Raw genomic sequence first — 18,479 nt, 5'->3', positions numbered from 1 at the left:
CTCCTTCATGCTTCCATGCCTGACGGCTGTTTTTCTGGCATGCAAGGATACCGCCTGCCTTGCCCGAAGGCAAGGAGACTTGACGCTGGCCCCGGCACAAGGCACAAACGGAACATGAACAATGTTTTTCCCTTTTCCGGCGGCCCGGGGCGCAACATGACCCGCACCGCCCAGGAGGAACCGCATGACCCCTCCCGCCAGCCAGCCGCATGATCCGCACGGCGGCAATTTGCCGAAACGGATTTCCGGCGCTTCAGCAAACCAAAACCAGCGCCGGGTTCTGGAAGCCGAAGTGCTGGAACCCGGGCAGGAGCACCGTCGCGACGGTCACGAGTCCATGTTTGGCGGCGCGCGTTTTGAGGGCTTCGGCTCCGGCGGCCTGCATTTCAGTCGGGTCTGGACCAGCGGGCGCGCGCCACAAAACGCCTGCCTCGCGCCCTGCGTCAGCTTTGCGATTTTTCTGGTCTGCCTGGCGCAGTTTGGTCTGCTGGCGGGCATCGGCTTTGTATTTTTTCACGCTATAGGCAGCGTGACGGGCGGTCTGCGCGACATGCGCCTGCTGATGCGGGGGCGTCAACCCCATCCCTGGTTCTGGCGCATGGGCAACTGGCTGATCAGCTTTCTGCTGACCGCCTGGCTTGCCGGCGGTTTTGACTGATGGAACGACAAACCACCCTGCACTGGCGGATATGACTCGGAACAACGTCACGCGCGGCCCGTCGTCACCGGCCCGCACCGGAAAAAACCCGGACGTCTGGCACGTTTATTTGCTGGAATGCGCCGACGGCACGCTCTATTGCGGCATCACCACCGACCTCGCCCGGCGGCTGGCCCAGCACAACGGCCTTGCCCCCGGCGGCGCCCGTTACACCAAAGGCCGGCGGCCCGTGCGTTTGCTGGCCAGCCGAGCCTGCCCCCGCAAGGGCGCGGCTTTGCGTCTGGAATGCGCGGTCAAAGCCCGCCCCAGAGCCGAGAAAGCCCTTTTTTTGCAACAGGGAGGCATCGCGCCGTGCTGAGCCCGGAAGTTCTGCTGACCTTTTTCGCCGCCTCCCTCCTCCTGGGCGTTGCGCCCGGCCCGGACAACATCTTTGTGCTTGCCCAGTCCGCGCTTTACGGCGTGCGCGCGGGCCTGGCGACCACGCTGGGGCTGGTGACCGGCCTGTGCGCGCACACCACGGCCGTGGCTCTGGGCGTGGCGGCCCTTCTTCAAACCTCGCCCGCGGCCTTCGCCATCCTCAAATGGGCGGGGGCGGCCTACCTGCTTTATCTGGCCTGGCTGTCCTTCCGGGCCGGGGCGTTGTCGACGCATGCCCCGGGCGGCGGCAAGGCCGCCTTTCCCGGTTATGGGGCCCTGTACCGGCGCGGCATTCTGATGAACGTGACCAACCCCAAGGTCTCGCTTTTTTTCCTGGCTTTTCTGCCCCAGTTCTGCGACCCGCAGTCGGGCGGCGTGGCCGGTCAGGTGCTGATGCTGGGGGCCTTGTTCATGCTGGCCACCATTCTGGTTTTCTTTTCCGTGGCCGCCCTGGGCGGTCGCCTGTCCCTCTGGTTCAACCGGTCCCGGCGCGGTCAGGTTTTGACCCACAGGGCCGCAGGGCTGGTGTTTGCCGGCCTCGCCGCGGCCCTGCTCCTGACCGATTCCTGAGCCCCCATTCACCCGCTGTTCCTTGACAGGAGCGGGGGCGGCGGGTATGAACAGCACCTCTTGAGGCGTCTATGCAAAACTACCGTGTTTCCATCAACGATCTCCCGCCGGATGGCAAGCAGTTTGATCTGGACGACCAGGACATCTGGCGGACGCCCTTGCAGGAATTTGAGATGGACTGCCGCATAAGCGCCCCCCTCATGGCGCATATCAGCGTGCTGCCCGCCGAAGGCGGCTGCCTGGTGCGCGGCGAATTGCACGGACAGGTCATCCTGCCCTGCAACCGTTGCGCAGAAGATGCCGTGGCCGACATTCGGAGCGATTTCGAGGAATTTGAGGAACTGCCTGACGAAGACGCCCCGGCTGCCGAGAACGCCCGGAACGGAAACGCAACGCCCAATCTGGCGCTGGAAGCGGGAAGCCGCATCGTGTATGAGCGTAACGCGCCCATGCTGGACCTGGCGGCCGTCTGCTGGGAGGAATTCATGCTGGCCCTGCCGGTCAACCCGCTCTGCAAGCCGGACTGCAAGGGGCTCTGCGCACAGTGCGGCGCCAACCTGAATAGCGGCGACTGCGCTTGCATCCCGGACGAGGGCGACCCCCGGCTGGCGGTTTTGCGCGGGCTTACCCTGCATAAAACCTAGAGTCAGGCCTTATGAATGCGCTGTCGGTTAGGGATGTCGCTGTTTGTGTTCCGCCACAATAGCCCGATACTGGCCCTGCGACGCCATCAGGCGGGGAAGGCGGCTTTACAGCGGGCGGAGCAATGGCGGCTGACCCTAGACATTTGCAAAAAATTCAGCTATGCTTTTTTGTCTTGCGGCTGGGAGCAACCCTGCCCAACATCATGTTCGATCAAGCATCCGGCCCTGTCGGAAAAGGAGAATACCATGGCTGTTCAGCAAAATAAAAAATCCCGCTCCCGCAAGGGCATGCGCCGTTCCCATGACCGTGTGGCCGCCCCTACCGTCATCTACTGCTCCTGCGGCGAACCCACCGTGCCCCATAGCGTCTGCCCCAACTGCGGCGCCTACAAGGGCCGTCAGGTGGTCGCCAAAAACGAAGCCGAATAATGAGCAAACGCCCCATCATCGCCGTGGACGCCATGGGGGGAGACTTCGGCCCCTCCGTGGTGGTGCCGGGCGCCATTGAGGCCGCCCGGCTCCATGATCTGCACGTTCTGCTTGTGGGCGACACCCCCAAGCTTGAGGCCGAGCTGAGCAAGATTGACCTCGCCAACGCGCATTTCGATATTGTTCAGGCTGACGATGTGGTGCACATGAACGAAAAGCCTTCGGACATCCTGCGCCGCAAGAAAAACGCCTCTATCCAGGTGGCCTGTCGCCTGGTCAAGGAAGGCGCCGCCGACAGCGTGGTCAGCGCCGGACATTCCGGGGCCACGGTGGCCTGCGGCATGTTTATCATGGGGCGGCTTCCCGGTGTGGAGCGTCCGGCCCTGGCGGCCCTGCTGCCCACGGAAAAAAATCCCGTGGTGGTGCTGGACGCCGGAGCCAATGTGGACTGCCGGCCCTACCATCTCTTTCAGTTCGGCCTCATGGGCGACGCCTTTGCCCGCGATCTGCTCAATTACGCCGCTCCGCGCGTGAGTCTGCTGAGTATCGGCGAGGAGGAAGGCAAGGGCAACTCACAGGTCAAGGAAGCCTATGAATTGCTGAAGATGGCCCAGAATCTCAACTTCATCGGCAACGCCGAGGGCCGCGACATCTTCACCGGCAACATTGATGTGGTCATCTGCGACGGCTTCGTGGGCAATGTGGTGGTCAAGATGAGCGAAGGCCTGGCCGCATCTCTGGTGCGCATGCTCAAACGCGTCTTCACCTCCGGTCTGCTTCCCGCTCTGGGCGGCATGCTGGCCAAAGGCGCATTCAGGCATTTCGCCCGGACCATCGACTATGCCGAATATGGCGGCGCGCCGTTGCTTGGCCTGCAGGGGCTGGCCATTGTCTGCCACGGCCGCTCCAGTGCCCGCGCCATGAGCAACGCCATCAAGATGAGCGGGGCCTTTGTGCGCAAGGGCACCAATGACCGCCTTGCCGAAACCATTCTGGCCAACGAGGAACTGACCCGCTTCTCCCGCGCCATTTAAACTGACTACGGATCCGCCATGACCGCAACTTGTCATCTGCACGCGCTGAGCGCCCATGCGCCGGACACGGTGCTGACCAATGCCCATCTGACAGAACTGGTAGACACCAACGATGAATGGATCGTCACGCGCACCGGCATCAGGCAGCGTCGCAAGCTGGCGGATACGGACAACGCCTCGGATCTTGGCCTGGTCGCCGCCAGGCGCGCTCTGGATGACGCCGGCATGGCGGTGGACGAGCTGACCCACATCATCACGGCCACCTGCACGCCGGACGCCCTTTCGCCTTCCGTCGCCTGCATTCTGGCCGGTAAGCTGGGCGCGGGGCCGGTCATGGCCTTTGATTTCAGCGCCGCCTGTTCCGGCTTTCTGTATGGGCTTTCCATCTGCCAGGGCATGCTGGCCCAATCGCCCGACGCGCGCATTCTCTTTGTCTGCACCGAAGCCCTGACCCGCCGCGTCAACTGGAGCGATCGCTCCACCTGCGTGCTGTTCGGCGACGCGGCCACGGCCTGCGTGCTGAGCGCCTCGGCAGACAACCCCCTGGCCGGGGTGGAAGACGTCATCTGCCGCAGCGACGGCAGCCAGCGCGACCTGATCACCGTGGGCGGCGGCACGGCCTGCCGTTACGCTCAGGGCCAGCCTGTGGATGAAAGCTTTTTCATCGCCATGCAGGGACGCGACACCTACAAGCATGCCGTACGCCAGATGGTGCGGGTCTGCGAGGAAATTCTCGAACGCAATCATCTTTCCATCAGTGACGTGAATCTTTTTGTGCCGCATCAGGCCAATATGCGCATTATTGAAGCGGTGGGCGCCCGCCTGAACGTCGAGGGCGACCGCGTGTTCACTAATGTGGACAGGTACGGCAACACCTCGTCGGCATCCATCCCCCTGGCGCTGTCTGAAGCCCGCGCCGCCGGGCGGATCAGACGCGGCGACCGCGTGCTGATGACGGCTTTCGGCGCGGGCCTGACCTGGGGCGCCGCCCTGCTGCGCTTTTGAGCGCCGGGCCTGTGCGCGCATTGAAATTCCCCCTTGTCTGAGCTATAAAGAGCGTTCCACGTTTTCACAGCAAAGGCAGAACCAGCATGAGCACAACGCAGTCCACGCTTTCCGACGCCCTTCCCACAGCCCTGGTGACGGGCGGTTCGCGCGGCATTGGTCGGGCTATAGCCCGTACGCTTGCCCGCGACGGCTTTCAGGTTTTTCTGACCTATGTCAGCCGCCCCGAAGAGGCGGAACAGACCGTGGCCGAAATTGTCGCGGCGGGCGGCCAAGCCCGCGCCTTCGCCCTCAACGTGGCCGACAGCGCGGCCGTGGCGGATTTTTTTGCCGCGCAAATCAAGGATAAAGTCAATCTGGCCGTGCTGGTCAACAATGCCGGCATCACCAAGGACGGCTTTCTGGTTCGCATGAAAGACGAGGACTTTGACAAGGTGCTGGCCGTCAATCTGCGCGGGGCCTTTGTCTGCACCCGCGAAGCGGCCAAGATCATGAGCCGCAACCGCAAGGGACGGATCATCAATATTTCCTCTGTGGTGGGCCAGATGGGCAATGCCGGGCAAATCAACTACGCTTCGGCCAAGGCGGGCATGCTGGGTCTCACAAAATCCTGCGCCAAGGAGCTGGCCTCCCGCCAGGTCACGGTCAATGCCGTGACTCCGGGCTTTATTGAAACGGATATGACGGCGGATCTGAGCGACGACGTGCGCGCCAGCTATGTGGAGTCCATCCCCCTGAAGCGTATGGGCGAGGCTCAGGATGTGGCCGAGGCCGTGGCTTTTCTGGCTTCAGACAGAGCCGCCTACATTACCGGACAGGTGCTGGCCGTCAACGGCGGCATGTACTGCTGAAAAAGCTTTCCCACGCGGCAACGGCCCGGCGCCCTTCGGGCCCCGGGGCATACGATAAAAGAGTTACTACTATCTGGAGGATACCATGTCTGACGTCGCGGAAAAAGTTACCAAGATCATTGTGGACCAACTGGGCGTGAACGCCGAGGAAGTGAAGCCCGAAGCCTCCTTTGTGGAAGACCTCGGCGCCGACTCCCTGGACCTGACCGAACTGATCATGGCTATGGAAGAAGAATTCGACATCGAAATCGCCGATGACGACGCCCAAAAAATTCTCAAGGTTCAGGACGCCATCGCCTACATTGAAAACAAAAAATAGTCATGGCCCGGCTGCGGTTCCTCTGCCGTAAAGAACCGCGGCCGGAAGAGGCGCTCTTTGCCGTATCCGCCGACGCCCGGCGTTCAGGCGGCAACGAAAGATTGCCCAGCCGGCAGTTATCCGTCGAGCGGGGGGAATCAGGCCCCCCGCCCAAAAGGAGTCCGCATGACCCGTCCCCGCGTAGTGATCACCGGCGTAGCCGGTGTTACGCCTCTCGCCAACGACATTGAAACCACCTGGAAACGCCTGCTTGCCGGCGAGTCGGGCATCGCGCCCATCACCCTGTTCGACGCTTCGGGCTATGACTCGCGTATCGCCGGCGAAGTGAAAAACTTCGTGCCTGAGGACTACATGCCTCCCAAGCAGGTGCGGCGCATGGATCGCTTCACCCAGTTCGCCGTGGCCGCGGCCAAGATGCTGCTGCGGGACGCCGGCCTTGAAATCACCGAGGCCAACGCCTATGATGTGGCCGTGATTCTCGGCATCGGCCTTGGGGGCCTCCATACTCTGGAAACCTACCACACCAAGTTGCTGGAAGCCGGGCCCAACAAAATTTCGCCCTTCATGATCCCCATGCTCATTTCCAACATGGGGCCGGGGCAGGTATCCATTTTCACCGGCGCCAAGGGGCCGAACATCGTCACAACCACGGCCTGCGCTTCGGGCATCCACGCGCTGGGCACAGCCTTCAGCGAAATTCTGCTGGGCCGGGCCTCTGCCGTCATCTCCGGCGGCGTGGAAGCCACTGTGACGCCCCTGGGCGTGGCCGGCTTCACCGCCCTGAAGGCGCTTTCCAGCCACTACAATGACGACCCCACGCGCGCGTCCCGACCCTTTGACGCCAAGCGCGACGGATTTGTCATCGGCGAGGGCGCGGGCCTGCTGCTGCTGGAAAGCCTGGAATCGGCCAGGGCGCGCGGCGCGAAAATCTATGCCGAAGTGGCCGGCTACGGCGCTTCCGGCGACGCGTACCATATGACGGCCCCCTGCGACACCGGCGAGGGCATGGCCCACGCCATGCGCAACGCCCTGCGCGAAGCGGGCATCGCGCCGGATGCTGTGGGGCACATCAACGCCCACGCCACTTCCACACAGCTCAACGACAGCACGGAAACCAAGGCCATCAAGCTGGTCTTTGGCGAACACGCCCAAAAAATCAAGATATCCGCCACCAAGTCCATGACCGGCCACCTTCTGGGCGCGGCGGGCGGCATTGAGTCGGTCTTCACCGCCCTGGCCCTGCACGACGAGATGCTGCCCGGCACCATCAATCTGGAAAATCCCGATCCGCAATGTGATCTTGACTACCTGCCCGACGGTTCCCTGCGCATGGCCTGCGAGTATGCCATGTGCAATTCCTTCGGTTTTGGCGGCACCAATGCGAGCCTGATTCTGAAAAAATGGGTTGCATAGGCGCGAAATCCCCACTCTCTTTCTGACAGGCAGGCTGCCCGCCACTGCGGCGGGCAGCGTTTTTTAAGCAAAAAGGACAGGCATTCATGGACGAAATTCTGCTTCAAGATCCGGAGCTGGCCCGGGCCATTATGCTGGAGTCAGATCGGCAGGTGAGCAAACTTGAGCTGATCGCTTCGGAAAACTTTGTCTCGCCCGCCGTGCGCGAAGCCCAGGGCAGCGTGCTGACCCACAAGTACGCGGAGGGCTACCCCGGCAAGCGCTACTACGGCGGATGCGAATATGTGGATATGGCTGAAACGCTGGCGCAGAACCGGGCAAAACAGCTTTTTCACTGCGATTACGTCAACGTGCAGCCCCATTCCGGCTCCCAGGCCAATATGGCCGCCTACTTCGCCTGTCTCAAGCCCGGCGACGTGATTTTGGGCATGAATCTCTCTCACGGGGGTCACCTGACCCACGGCAGCCCGGTCAATTTTTCGGGCCGCCTCTTCAACATCGTTTCTTACGGCGTGCAGAAGGAAAGCGGCCGCATAAATTATGACGAGGTGGCCGCCCTGGCGCGTGAGCACAAACCCGCGGTCATCATGGCCGGCGCCAGCGCCTACCCGCGCCGCATCGACTTTGCCCGCTTCCGGGCCATTGCTGACGAGGTGGGGGCCAAGCTGCTGGCGGACATGGCCCACATCGCTGGTCTGGTGGCCGCTGGCCTGCATGAAAGCCCCATCCCCCATGCGCATATCGTCACCACCACCACGCACAAGACCCTGCGCGGGCCGCGCGGCGGCATGATTCTTTCCAGCGAAGACAATGCCAAGACCCTGAACAGCCAGATTTTCCCCGGCATTCAGGGCGGGCCGCTGATGCACGTCATCGCGGCCAAGGCCGTGGCCTTCGGCGAAGCCCTGCGTCCGGGCTTCGCGGCCTATCAGCGGCATGTGCTGGACAATGCCGCCACCCTGGCCCGTTGCCTGACGGACGCCGGTTTTGAGCTGGTTTCCGGCGGCACGGACAATCACCTCATGCTGGTGGATTTGACCAACAAAAACATCACCGGCAAGGACGCCGAGCTGGCTCTGGATCAGGCGGGCATCACGGCGAACAAGAACACCGTGCCCTTTGAAACCCGCTCGCCCTTTGTGACCTCTGGCATACGCCTGGGCACGGCGGCCCTGACAACGCGCGGGCTGCGTGAGGAGCACATGCGAACCGTGGGCGGCTTTATTGTGGAAGCGCTGGAAAAACGCGAAGACGCCCGGGAACTGGCCCGCATTCGCAAAAATGTGGAGGATTTTGCCCGTCAGTTCCCGCTGTTCACATGGTAAGCGCCCTCCAGCGTTTTATGCGTGAACGGCGCGATATTGTCGATAAAACAAAAGCGAGAGGCGCACAGCGCGGACTGACAGGGACAAACGGAAAACAGCGTTTTTTTGCGATGCCGCAAGGTTGAAAACGCGGAACGCCTCACGCCGAACGCGCGCCATCCCTTCATGAAACAGGCCGTCCGCGCGGCCTGTTTCGTTTTTCTCGTCGCTTCGGCGCGGCTTGCTTTTGGGCCGCCTCTGTGTAAACTGCTTCGGGGAAGCGCTGGCTTATTCTGCGAATAAATCTGCTTCATGCCCCAAGAGGCTTTTGCCTTCCGGGGAAAGTCACGCCAAGTCGTTCATTTGACAGGAAAGGTTAATCTTTTCCCCTTTCACGACTTGCGGGCGGTCTTGCTTCACAAGGCCGCAGGCGACGCTTTACGCGGCGTTTCCCCAAATCCATTTGCGAGCGCCCTATGCAACGACTGCCCTGGCCTGATTACTTTATGAACATCACCTACCTGGTGAGCGAGCGTTCCACCTGTACCCGCCGCCGGGTAGGCGCCGTGGCCGTCAAGGACAAACGCATTCTGGCCACAGGCTATAACGGCGCGCCCGCCGGCGTGCCCCACTGTCTGGAGGCGGGCTGCCTGCGGGAACAACTGGGCATCCCTTCGGGACAGCGCCATGAGATATGTCGCGGCCTGCACGCCGAGCAGAACGTCATTATCCAGGCCGCCGTGCACGGCATCAACATCGCCGGCGCGGAACTTTACTGCACTACCCATCCCTGCGTGCTGTGCAGCAAAATGCTGATCAACTGCGGCATCCGCCATATCTACTACGCCGAAGACTACCCCGACGAACTGGCTGCCGCCATGCTGCAAGAGGCGGGCGTTACCGTGGAGCAGTTTGCCTTTATTCCGCCCCGCGTCAACGGCATGCCCAGGGCCATGCGAGGAGAGAAAGGCCATGATTGAGCGCGATTTCGCTCCTTTCATGCGCGAGGCCATCGCCCTGGCGGAACAGGGGCGCTGGAAAGCGTGCCCCAACCCCACTGTGGGCGCGGTGCTGGTGCGTGACAAGCGCATTGTGGCGCGCGGCTGGCATCATCAGGCCGGTCAGGATCACGCTGAAATTGACTGCCTGAAAGACGCCGTTGCGCACGGCGTGGATCCCAGGGGCTGCACCCTGGTGGTCACGCTGGAGCCTTGCAATCATCAGGGCAAAACGCCGCCCTGCGCCCAGGCCATTCTGGACGCGGGCATCAGCCGGGTGGTCATGGGCATGGCCGATCCCAATCCTCTGGCCGCCGGCGGCGCGGCCCGTCTGCGCGACGCCGGGGTGGAGGTTCTGGGCCCGGTCTGCGAAGCGGAATGCCGCGATCTGGCGGCGGATTTTCTGGTCTGGCAAAGCACCGACAGGCCCTACCTGATTCTGAAGATGGCCGCCACGCTGGATGGCCGTATCGCCACACGCAATGGGCATTCGCAGTGGATCACCTGCGAGGCTTCACGCCGCGAGGTGCAAACGCTGCGCGCGGGCCTGGGCTTGTGCGGCGGCGCGGTGCTGGTGGGCGGCGGCACTTTCAGGGCGGACAACCCCCGGCTGACCGCGCGCGGCGACAACGCCGACGGGCCGCAGCCTCTGGCCTGCCTGCTGACCTCGCGCCTGCCCAAACCGGACGCTGATTTTCATCTGCTCAAAGAGCGGCCCGAACAGACGGTTTTTCTGGCCTCGCCGGCCGCGGCGGCCTCCACGGCGGCGCAGGCTTTACGTCAGAGGGGCGCGCGCGTGCTGGCGCTGGGCCCCGGCCCGCGCGGCGGCCCGGATTTTTCCAGTATGTTCCGCACCCTGCGACAGGAACTGGGCTGCCCTTATGTGCTCTGCGAGGGCGGCGGCCGCCTGGCCCTGGCCCTGCTTGAAGCGGGTCTTGTGGATGAATTTCACCTGCATCTTGCGCCCATGGTGCTGGGCGACAACGAAGCGCGCCCCCTGTTTTCTGGACGCGCCCCCCAAACCCTGAGCGAAGCCCTGCGCCTGCGAATCAGCCGAACCAGCCTCTGCGGCGACGACATTCACATGCTGCTGCGCCCTCTTGCGGCGGCCAATGCCCTCCAGGGAGAATAAAAAGATGTTCACGGGCATCATCCAGGGCCAGGGCGAAATCAGCTCCCTGCGCAAAAGCGGCGCGGAATGCCGCCTGGCTATCCGCCCGCTGTTCCCGCTGGAACATGTCATTGACGGCGAGTCCATCGCGGTCAACGGGGCCTGCCTGTCGGTGGAAAGTCACAGTCGCGATGGCTTTACGGCCTACGCCTCGGCTGAAACCCTGACGCGCACCACGCTGGGCGCGTTGCGCCAGGGCGATCTGGTCAACCTTGAGCGCGCCCTGGCGCTGGGCGACCGCCTGGGCGGCCACCTTGTCAGCGGCCATGTGGATTGTCTGGCCACAGTGCGCGATGTGCGCCCCGCCGGGCAATCCCTGCGCTGCCGCCTGGAATTTCCGGCGAACTTCGGCCCCGAAGTCATTGCCAAAGGCTCAGTAAGCCTTGACGGAATCAGTCTGACGGTCAATGATTGCGGCCCGGATTTTCTGGAGGTCAACATCATTCCCGACACGCAGAAGCGCACCACCATGCGGCAGTGGCGGCCCGGCGCGCGCGTCAATATGGAAACGGATCTCATCGGCAAATATGTGCGCAGCCTGCTCGCGCCCTGGTCTGACGCCGCCGGCATGACAGGCCAGACAGGGCGGGCGGGCAGCGCCGCCGCGACGGAAGCGCGCGCGGGCGTCAGCCGGGAACTGCTGCTGCGCAACGGTTTTATTTAGCTTTTTCGCCATCGACTTCACAGTACAGGAGTTAGCATGAACGCAGTCAAAACCATCGCGGGCCGCTTGGACGCCAAGGGATTGAAGGTGGCCATCGTGGCCACCCGCTTCAACGATTTCATCGTGGACCGTCTGACAGGCGGCGCTCAGGATTATCTGGAACGCCACGGCATTGACCCGGCGGACATCACCCTGGTGCGCATTCCCGGCGCGTTTGAACTGCCCCTGGTCTGCCAGAAGCTGGCCAGCGCGCGCCAGTATGACGGCATTCTGGCTCTGGGCGCTGTGATTCGCGGCGGCACTCCGCATTTTGACTATGTCTGCGCCGAGGCCAGCAAGGGCATCGCGCAGGCCATGCTGCAGTCCGGCACGCCCATCGGTTTTGGCCTGCTGACCTGCGACAGTATTGAACAAGCCATTGAGCGGGCCGGATCCAAGGGCGGCAACAAGGGCGTGGAGGCCGCCGCCGCCATGTTGGAAACCATCCGTGTGCTGGAGCAGTTGTAATTCATGGGCAAGGGTAAAAACGCCACCCGCCGGGGCGCGCGCGAGCTGGCCTTTCAGGTGCTGTACGGCCTCTCCTTCACGCCGGCGCAAACGCCGGAGGAACTGCGTCGGGCTTTTGTGCTCTCCCCGCACAATACGGCCATGAACGAAAAAGACCTGTCCACAGAGCCCACGGGCTTTGCCTGGGAACTGGTGGAAGGCGTCTGGAACAACAGCGAGGCGCTGGATGCGGCCATCGGTCAATTTTCCCGCAACTGGCGGGTGGATCGCATGGGCCGTATCGAGCTGACGCTGCTGCGCCTGGCCGTGTTTGAAATGCTCTACCGGCAGGATGTGCCGCCCAAGGTGGCCATCAACGAGGCTCTGGAACTGAGCGGCCAGTTCGGCGAAGGCAACGCCAAAAACTTCATCAACGGCATTCTGGACGCGGCGGCCAAGGCTCTGGAGAGCGATCGGCTGATTCCGCCCGTCGCCCGCGCCGCCAAACCATAATCCCTCCACGGTATCCGCACATGACGCAAGAACGCTATAATCCGCAGGCTATTGAAGAAAAATGGCAGGCCCGCTGGCGTGAGGAAAAATCCTTCGCCGTCACGCACGAGAGCGACAAGCCCAAGTACTATGTGCTGGAAATGTTCCCCTACCCTTCGGGCAACATACATATGGGACATGTGCGCAACTATTCCATAGGCGATGTGGTGGCGCGCTGCAAACGCATGCAGGGCTTCAACGTGCTGCACCCCATGGGTTGGGACGCCTTCGGCCTGCCCGCCGAAAACGCTGCCATCAAGCATCATGTGCATCCGGCCCAATGGACCTACGCCAATATCGACAATATGCGCGCCCAGTTGCAACGGCTGGGCTATTCCTATGACTGGTCGCGTGAAATCGCCACCTGCCGCCCGGAATACTATCGCTGGGAACAGGCTTTCTTTCTGCGCCTGCTTGAAAAGGGCCTGGTCTACCGCAAAAAGGCCCCGCAAAACTGGTGCCCCTCCTGCCATACGGTACTGGCCAATGAGCAGGTTATTGACGGTCTCTGCTGGCGTTGCGACAGTCGGGTGGAACAGAAGGATCTGACTCAGTGGTTCCTGAAGATCACGGCTTACGGCGACGAACTGCTGGCTGATCTCTCCCGGCTGGAAGGCGGGTGGCCGGATCGCGTGCTGGCCATGCAGCGCAACTGGATCGGCAAGTCCACAGGCGCGGTCGTCAGCTTTGCTCTGGAAAAAGCCGTTGACGGCGTCTCCGCCATCGAAGTCTTCACCACCAGGCCGGATACGCTCTTCGGCGTGACGTTCATGACTCTGGCCCCGGAACATCCGCTGGTGGAAAAACTTCTGGAAGGCTATGAAAAAGCCGACGAGGCGCGCGCCTTTGCGGAACGCATCCGCAACATGGATCGCCTGGATCGGCAGTCGGACAATCTGGAAAAAGAGGGCATCTTCACCGGCGCATACGCCCTGCACCCCTTCACCGGCCAGCGTGTGCCGCTTTGGCTGGGCAATTTCGTGCTGGCGGACTATGGCACAGGCGCGGTCATGGGCGTCCCGTCCGGCGACCAGCGCGACTTTGAATTTGCCCGCAAGTATGATCTGCCCATCCGGGTTGTCGTCCAGCCCCGTGAAGAAAATCTTGACCCCGCAACCATGACCGAGGCATGGAGCGGGCCGGGCGTCATGGTCAATTCCGGCCCCTTTGACGGCATGGACAACGAGGCGGGCAAAAAGGCCGTGACCGACCGGCTGGAGCGGGAAGGCAAAGGCAGAGCCGCCACGCAGTTCCGCCTGCGCGACTGGAACATCTCGCGCCAGCGTTTCTGGGGCGCTCCCATTCCGGTGGTGTACTGCGAGCGGTGCGGCGTGGCGCCGGAAAAGGAAGAGCACCTGCCCGTGCTGCTGCCGCTGGACGTGAAGGTGCGTGAAGACGGCCGCTCTCCTTTGCCGGAAACGCCGGCCTTTGCCAATTGCGCCTGCCCCCGCTGCGGCGGCCCCGCCCGACGCGAAACCGATACGCTGGACACCTTTGTGGAGTCATCCTGGTATTTCGCCCGTTATACCAGCGCCCGCGACGAAAAAGCGCCCTTCAATCCCGACGCCCTGCGCTACTGGCTGCCTGTGGATCAATATATTGGCGGCGTGGAGCACGCCATCCTGCACCTGCTCTACTCCCGCTTTTTCACCAAGGCATTGCGCGATCTGGGGTTCTTTCCCAAAGCTCTGGCCGAACCCTTCACCAACCTGCTGACTCAGGGCATGGTGCTCAAGGACGGCGGCAAGATGTCCAAATCCAAGGGCAATGTGGTGGACCCCACGGAAATGATTAACAAATATGGCGCCGATACCGTACGCCTGTTCTGCCTTTTCGCGGCTCCGCCGGAGCGGGATTTCGACTGGTCGGATTCCGGCATTGAAGGCGCGTCGCGTTTTCTCGCCCGCGTCTGGCGGCTCTTCACCGAAGAGGAAGAGCGCCTGCTTCCGCTCAAGGCCTGCGGCTCCTCCGCCGCTGACGCCGCCAGCGCCGAAGGCCGCGACCTGCGCCGCAAAGAGCACCTCACGGTCAAAAAAGCCGGCGAAGACATGGGCTCTCGCTTCCAGTTCAATACGGCCATTGCCGCTGTCATGGAACTGGTCAACGCCATGTATCTTTCACGCGAAAAACTGGGCCGCGGCGAGGCCGACAGGCGTGTTTTCTCCTCGGCTATGGCCACGGTGCTGACCCTGCTTTCTCCCATCACCCCACACCTCTGCGAGGAGCTCTGGCAACGGCTGGGGCATCCCACGCCGCTGGCCGACGAGTCTTGGCCGCAATGGGACGAGGCCGCCACCCTTCAGGATATGATCACCGTGGCCCTGCAGGTCAACGGCAAATTGCGCGGTACTCTGGAAGCCGCCGCCAGCGCGGACAAGGCGGCCCTGGAACAGGCCGCGCTGGCCGATCCTGCGGTGCAGCGCCATACAAAGGGCCTGACTGTGCGCAAGGTGGTGGTGGTTCCCGGCAAACTGGTCAACATTGTGGCCAATTAAAGCGCCCGGCATGAGCCCGCATAACGGAAGCGACGAAAAGGCCAGGCCCGGCTTCAGCTTTCTGGTCTGCCCTGACAGCCGCCTGCTCCGCAGCCGCATCACGGAGCAACTGGCCGTCTTTCCGCCAGCGACTGGCCCTTGGGAACGGCATGTCTACTGGGGTGACGAAGAACCGCCGCCGCGCTTCTGGGAGCAGCTCAGCCTGCAGGGTCTGTTCGGCGCGTCACGCCTCCTGCTGATCCGCCAGGCCCAGCTCTGGCCGGCAGCCATCTGGAAAAAGCTTTCCCAGGCTCTGGCCCGGCCCTCATCCCAGTGCTGGCCCTTTTTCTGTCTGGAAGTGAACTGGGAAAAGGGTCAGCCCAAGATTCCGGCTCATATCGCCAAGCTGCGCTGTATGGCCTTTGCCGATCAAAGGGGCTGGATATGGCGGCACGAGGGCCTGACCGAACGCTGCGTCAGACGCCATGTGCAGCAGCGCGCCCGTGAGCTGGAGCTGAACTTTGAAGCCGACGCTCTGGAACAGTTTTGCGCCTCGGTGCCGCCGGACGCCCAGGCCATTGAAAACGAGCTGCAAAAACTTGCGCTGCTGCGCGGAAGCGGCGACCCGGATGGCGGGGGCAAAATCACCGCCGCCATGACAGCCACCGCAGCCTGGAGTCCGGAATGCAATGTTTTTGCCTGCATCCGCCATATGGAGGCCGGCAATCTGGCCGCCGCCTGGAGAGAGCTGGCCCGCAGCCGTGACAGCGACAGCCTGCTTTTCTCTTTGCTGGCGCTGTTGGCCCGGGAATTGCGCCTGCTCTGGCAAATCCGGGCCGGCGAAAGGGTGCGCCTGCATCCGTCGGAAGCCGGTTTGAAAAAACAATTGGCCTTGCGCCTTGGCCCACGCGGCCTGGCGGAGGGCATGGCGCTCGTGGCCGACGCCGAATGGCAGGTCAAAAGCGGTCGCCGCACGCCGGAACAGACGCTGGAATTTCTGGCCGCGCGTCTTACCCTTCTGTTCGGCCCTTCCCAGCCCTGAGCAAGGGGCAACAAGCTGCCGGCATTTCATGGCGGAAGGCATATACCAATTCCGTGCTGCCATGCCTTGATCACGCCAAATGGCTTTTCCGGCAAAGCTGATTCCACCTGTTGTCGTCAGATTCAGGGCGAAGCGAACCATAAAAGAAAGAGGCCGCGGCGCCGCCGTCAACCAGAAAATCCGCGCCGGTGATGAATGAACCTTGCGGCCCCAAAAGCAATTCAGCCACATGGGCGACTTCATCGACGGTTCCGGGACGACCGGCGGGGCATCTGGCGAACATGTTCTTGCAGAAGTCGCCACGAGGCCATTGCATTCGTTCAGAGCGAGCAACGCGCCGCAAGCAAGGCATATTGTCCCCGTCTGGCCGCGGTCAATCTGGTTGCGCCATACCCTTCGAAAAAGCCCCATGAGAGGCCTGACACATGCCCGCTCGCTCGGACAATGGCGCTGTTCCTGAAGGATGGTCGCCTTCAGGAAATTTGCCCTTGCACGCGCATGAGAATCTTCCATAGCGATCCCCGCCCTGATTTTTATAGCGAATAAAGGCCGCCATCCACTATCCAAAACATGGAGGAAGCGCCTGTACCGGCATCCTTCACACAAAATGCAAAAGAACGCCTCCAGAATCTGACGATCAGTTAAGGCGTGTTTTCTCCCTCTGGGAACGGATTATCCTTTGAAGATTGGTTCCGTAAGACAAACTGTTCATCCGTACATATTTGTACTTTTCATGCGCGCATACTACACATGGAAGTATCTTGCGAATTATCTGCCAATAAAACCTAATTTCAGATATTTTTGGGTATTATTCATGCGCTTGCCCGCCCCGACAGGTCGTTTTTTGCGCGCGCGTCTCCCGCACAGGGCAAGCCGCCTCTTGCGGAGACGATGCTTTTCACTTATGATTCCACAGTCATTGCGGTAGGGAGACGTGTCGTCACCGGTGTGGCGCCCGGTCTTCAAAACCGGTGGTGGGCAGAAATGTCCACGGTAGGTTCGACCCCTATACGTCTCCGCCAGAAAGCATATTTCCGTACATCTCCAAAAAATTTTAGTTCCAGAAGACTGGAACAGGAAAACCTCTTGAGGCTTAAGCTTCAAGGGGTTTTTTTGTTTCTGCCTCAGCACAGACAGAACCCCTCCCTTTTTTAAGGCGAAACGCTGGCGCATTTGCGTCCAGCGTCGCCGTGGGCTCGGCGCCCACGGCCTGACGAGCCAGCCGCCCGGAAACACTCAAGCGCGGGAGCGTTGTTGAGAAAAACATAGGCCGGAAAAAGTAAAGGCCTGACTGCGGCAAACAGTCAGGCCCATCTGCGGGGAGTATCCGCAAATTTTGTGGATTAACTCTAGCCGAAAGGCTTAGCGGCGTCAAGCTCCGCAGCTCTGTTTTACGCTCTTTTTCATGGCCTGTCTGGGAGTATCAGACATGGAAACTTTCATACCACGAGGCTGCATCACCGGCCCCATTCTCCCATCTTTCGTACTGCGGGAAAAGCTCTCGCCCGGAGCGAAAATGCTCTATGCGCTCCTTTGCGACCACGCTTCCGACAAGGATCACTGCTGGCCCTCCCACAAGTATCTGGCTCAGGAAATGGGCTACAGCGTTTCAAGCATCAAAAACTGGCTGGGCGAACTGACGAACGCCCGTCTGTTGACGATTCACCGCACAGCCTACAGGTCATCCACTTATGTGCTGCTGCGGCCCCGTGCCGGGGCGGCGTCCACTGCCTCCGCCGTCCCGGTCAGAAAGGAGACAAACTTTGGCTACCCCCAGGCAAAGTTTGGCTACAGAAACAACTTTAGGAAAAGTCTAGAAAAGTATCCCCCCTGCCCCCCAACGGCTGAACGGCACAGAAGCAGCCGGCTGCGCGAAAAAGGTCCCAAAGGGGGGGATTTTATCGCTCTTAATGCGGCATTTGAAAAGCTCTGGGCCGCGTATCCGCGCAAGGAGGCCAAGGAGCTGGCCCGCTCCGTATGGCATCGTCTATGCCGGCAGGGTGAGATTCCGGGGCTGGATGTGCTGATAGCGGCGCTGGAAAAATTCAGGGCTTCGGCCATGTGGCTCAAGGAACATGGCCGCTTTGTGCCGCAGTTGGTCAACTGGCTCCGTGGCCGCCGCTGGCTGGATGAAACGCCGGAGGCCTCGGCGTCGCCGGAAGCCGAGTCGGCCATGACACCGGAAAAAGCGGAACAGGTTCAACGCTGCATGAAGCGCCTGGAAGAGCATCACCAGGCAGATCCGACACTGGAAGCTGCTCGTCCGGCCTTTGAGGCGTTTTTATCGCGTTTTGCCGATGGTCAGCGCAAACGCGGCCCGGCCTGGGGGCTGTGGAGCCTGCTGCACCGTCAGGGCAAAGCTCCGTGTGAGGATGAGGCGGATACGGATATGGAGGTGCTGACCTTTCTCAAGAGTTGGAGCCTCAATACCGTTGGGGGGCAGTGATC

The 18,479-nt window shown here is 61.9% G+C and carries 20 protein-coding genes, 1 tRNA gene and 1 other RNA gene; 21 read left to right on the top strand and 1 reads right to left on the bottom strand.

Annotated elements, in window-relative coordinates:
• Positions 1 to 184: 184 nt before the first annotated feature.
• From ACQRA4_RS08280 to holA, 18 genes are all read left to right on the top strand, one after another.
• Positions 185 to 658: a hypothetical protein gene (locus ACQRA4_RS08280; protein WP_427822603.1), complete on the top strand. Its 474-nt coding sequence runs from the start codon at positions 185 to 187 to the stop codon at positions 656 to 658.
• A gap of 31 nt (positions 659 to 689) precedes the next feature.
• Positions 690 to 1,016, top strand: a complete 327-nt coding sequence (locus ACQRA4_RS08275) for a GIY-YIG nuclease family protein (RefSeq protein ID WP_427822602.1) — start codon at positions 690 to 692, stop codon at positions 1,014 to 1,016.
• A complete protein-coding gene (locus ACQRA4_RS08270; protein ID WP_427822601.1) occupies positions 1,010 to 1,645 on the top strand; it encodes a LysE family translocator in 636 nt (211 codons plus the stop codon). The genes ACQRA4_RS08275 and ACQRA4_RS08270 overlap by 7 nt, the downstream gene beginning before the upstream one ends.
• Positions 1,646 to 1,716: 71 nt before the next feature.
• On the top strand, positions 1,717 to 2,289 hold the full coding sequence (locus tag ACQRA4_RS08265; protein ID WP_427822600.1) for a YceD family protein: 573 nt from the start codon (positions 1,717 to 1,719) through the stop codon (positions 2,287 to 2,289).
• 246 nt (positions 2,290 to 2,535) lie between these two features.
• Positions 2,536 to 2,718: a 50S ribosomal protein L32 gene (gene rpmF, locus ACQRA4_RS08260; RefSeq protein WP_427822599.1), complete on the top strand. Its 183-nt coding sequence runs from the start codon at positions 2,536 to 2,538 to the stop codon at positions 2,716 to 2,718.
• A complete protein-coding gene (gene plsX / locus ACQRA4_RS08255; RefSeq protein WP_427822598.1) occupies positions 2,718 to 3,752 on the top strand; it encodes a phosphate acyltransferase PlsX in 1,035 nt (344 codons plus the stop codon). Before rpmF ends, plsX begins: the two co-directional genes overlap by 1 nt.
• A gap of 18 nt (positions 3,753 to 3,770) precedes the next feature.
• Entirely contained in the window at positions 3,771 to 4,757 is a 987-nt protein-coding gene (locus tag ACQRA4_RS08250; protein WP_427822597.1) for a beta-ketoacyl-ACP synthase III, read from the top strand.
• Between the two features lie 86 nt (positions 4,758 to 4,843).
• A complete protein-coding gene (gene fabG / locus ACQRA4_RS08245) occupies positions 4,844 to 5,608 on the top strand; it encodes a 3-oxoacyl-[acyl-carrier-protein] reductase (RefSeq protein WP_427822596.1) in 765 nt (254 codons plus the stop codon).
• 85 nt (positions 5,609 to 5,693) lie between these two features.
• The gene (gene acpP / locus ACQRA4_RS08240; protein ID WP_427822595.1) at positions 5,694 to 5,927 is read left to right on the top strand and encodes an acyl carrier protein; all 234 of its coding nucleotides are present in this window, start codon (positions 5,694 to 5,696) and stop codon (positions 5,925 to 5,927) included.
• Between the two features lie 165 nt (positions 5,928 to 6,092).
• Complete coding sequence (gene fabF / locus ACQRA4_RS08235; RefSeq protein ID WP_427822594.1) at positions 6,093 to 7,340, top strand: beta-ketoacyl-ACP synthase II; 1,248 nt, start codon at positions 6,093 to 6,095, stop codon at positions 7,338 to 7,340.
• An 86-nt stretch (positions 7,341 to 7,426) separates the two neighbouring features.
• Positions 7,427 to 8,665: a serine hydroxymethyltransferase gene (gene glyA / locus ACQRA4_RS08230; RefSeq protein ID WP_427822593.1), complete on the top strand. Its 1,239-nt coding sequence runs from the start codon at positions 7,427 to 7,429 to the stop codon at positions 8,663 to 8,665.
• 455 nt (positions 8,666 to 9,120) lie between these two features.
• On the top strand, positions 9,121 to 9,624 hold the full coding sequence (locus tag ACQRA4_RS08225) for a deoxycytidylate deaminase (protein WP_427822592.1): 504 nt from the start codon (positions 9,121 to 9,123) through the stop codon (positions 9,622 to 9,624).
• The gene (gene ribD, locus ACQRA4_RS08220; RefSeq protein WP_427822591.1) at positions 9,617 to 10,774 is read left to right on the top strand and encodes a bifunctional diaminohydroxyphosphoribosylaminopyrimidine deaminase/5-amino-6-(5-phosphoribosylamino)uracil reductase RibD; all 1,158 of its coding nucleotides are present in this window, start codon (positions 9,617 to 9,619) and stop codon (positions 10,772 to 10,774) included. Before ACQRA4_RS08225 ends, ribD begins: the two co-directional genes overlap by 8 nt.
• A gap of 4 nt (positions 10,775 to 10,778) precedes the next feature.
• Complete coding sequence (locus ACQRA4_RS08215; RefSeq protein WP_427822590.1) at positions 10,779 to 11,477, top strand: riboflavin synthase; 699 nt, start codon at positions 10,779 to 10,781, stop codon at positions 11,475 to 11,477.
• A gap of 36 nt (positions 11,478 to 11,513) precedes the next feature.
• Complete coding sequence (gene ribH, locus ACQRA4_RS08210) at positions 11,514 to 11,984, top strand: 6,7-dimethyl-8-ribityllumazine synthase (RefSeq protein WP_427822589.1); 471 nt, start codon at positions 11,514 to 11,516, stop codon at positions 11,982 to 11,984.
• A gap of 3 nt (positions 11,985 to 11,987) precedes the next feature.
• Entirely contained in the window at positions 11,988 to 12,476 is a 489-nt protein-coding gene (gene nusB / locus ACQRA4_RS08205; RefSeq protein WP_427822588.1) for a transcription antitermination factor NusB, read from the top strand.
• 20 nt (positions 12,477 to 12,496) lie between these two features.
• On the top strand, positions 12,497 to 15,010 hold the full coding sequence (gene leuS / locus ACQRA4_RS08200; protein WP_427822587.1) for a leucine--tRNA ligase: 2,514 nt from the start codon (positions 12,497 to 12,499) through the stop codon (positions 15,008 to 15,010).
• A gap of 10 nt (positions 15,011 to 15,020) precedes the next feature.
• Positions 15,021 to 16,031, top strand: coding sequence for a DNA polymerase III subunit delta (gene holA, locus ACQRA4_RS08195; RefSeq protein ID WP_427822586.1), 1,011 nt, complete (start codon positions 15,021 to 15,023; stop codon positions 16,029 to 16,031).
• Positions 16,032 to 16,101: 70 nt separating this feature from the next.
• Here the strand turns inward: holA and ACQRA4_RS08190 are convergent, their stop codons facing one another.
• Positions 16,102 to 16,347 (bottom strand): SDR family oxidoreductase, encoded by a 246-nt coding sequence (locus tag ACQRA4_RS08190; RefSeq protein WP_427822585.1) that lies wholly within the window; start codon positions 16,345 to 16,347, stop codon positions 16,102 to 16,104.
• Between the two features lie 612 nt (positions 16,348 to 16,959).
• On the opposite strand from ACQRA4_RS08190, the gene ACQRA4_RS08185 reads away from it, so the two are divergent.
• The 3 genes from ACQRA4_RS08185 to ACQRA4_RS08175 all read left to right on the top strand — a co-directional run bounded on the left by ACQRA4_RS08185 (position 16,960) and on the right by ACQRA4_RS08175 (position 18,477).
• Positions 16,960 to 17,053: transfer RNA gene (locus ACQRA4_RS08185), tRNA-Sec, on the top strand.
• Between the two features lie 132 nt (positions 17,054 to 17,185).
• Positions 17,186 to 17,259: hammerhead ribozyme type II (locus ACQRA4_RS08180), an RNA gene on the top strand.
• A gap of 201 nt (positions 17,260 to 17,460) precedes the next feature.
• Entirely contained in the window at positions 17,461 to 18,477 is a 1,017-nt protein-coding gene (locus ACQRA4_RS08175) for a helix-turn-helix domain-containing protein (protein WP_427822584.1), read from the top strand.
• The last annotated feature ends 2 nt before the right edge of the window (positions 18,478 to 18,479 follow it).

The sequence above is a fragment of the Desulfovibrio sp. SGI.169 genome, assembly GCF_050313595.1.
Classification (GTDB): Bacteria; Desulfobacterota; Desulfovibrionia; order Desulfovibrionales; family Desulfovibrionaceae; genus Desulfovibrio.
This window is presented reverse-complemented; position numbering and strand designations above follow the sequence as displayed.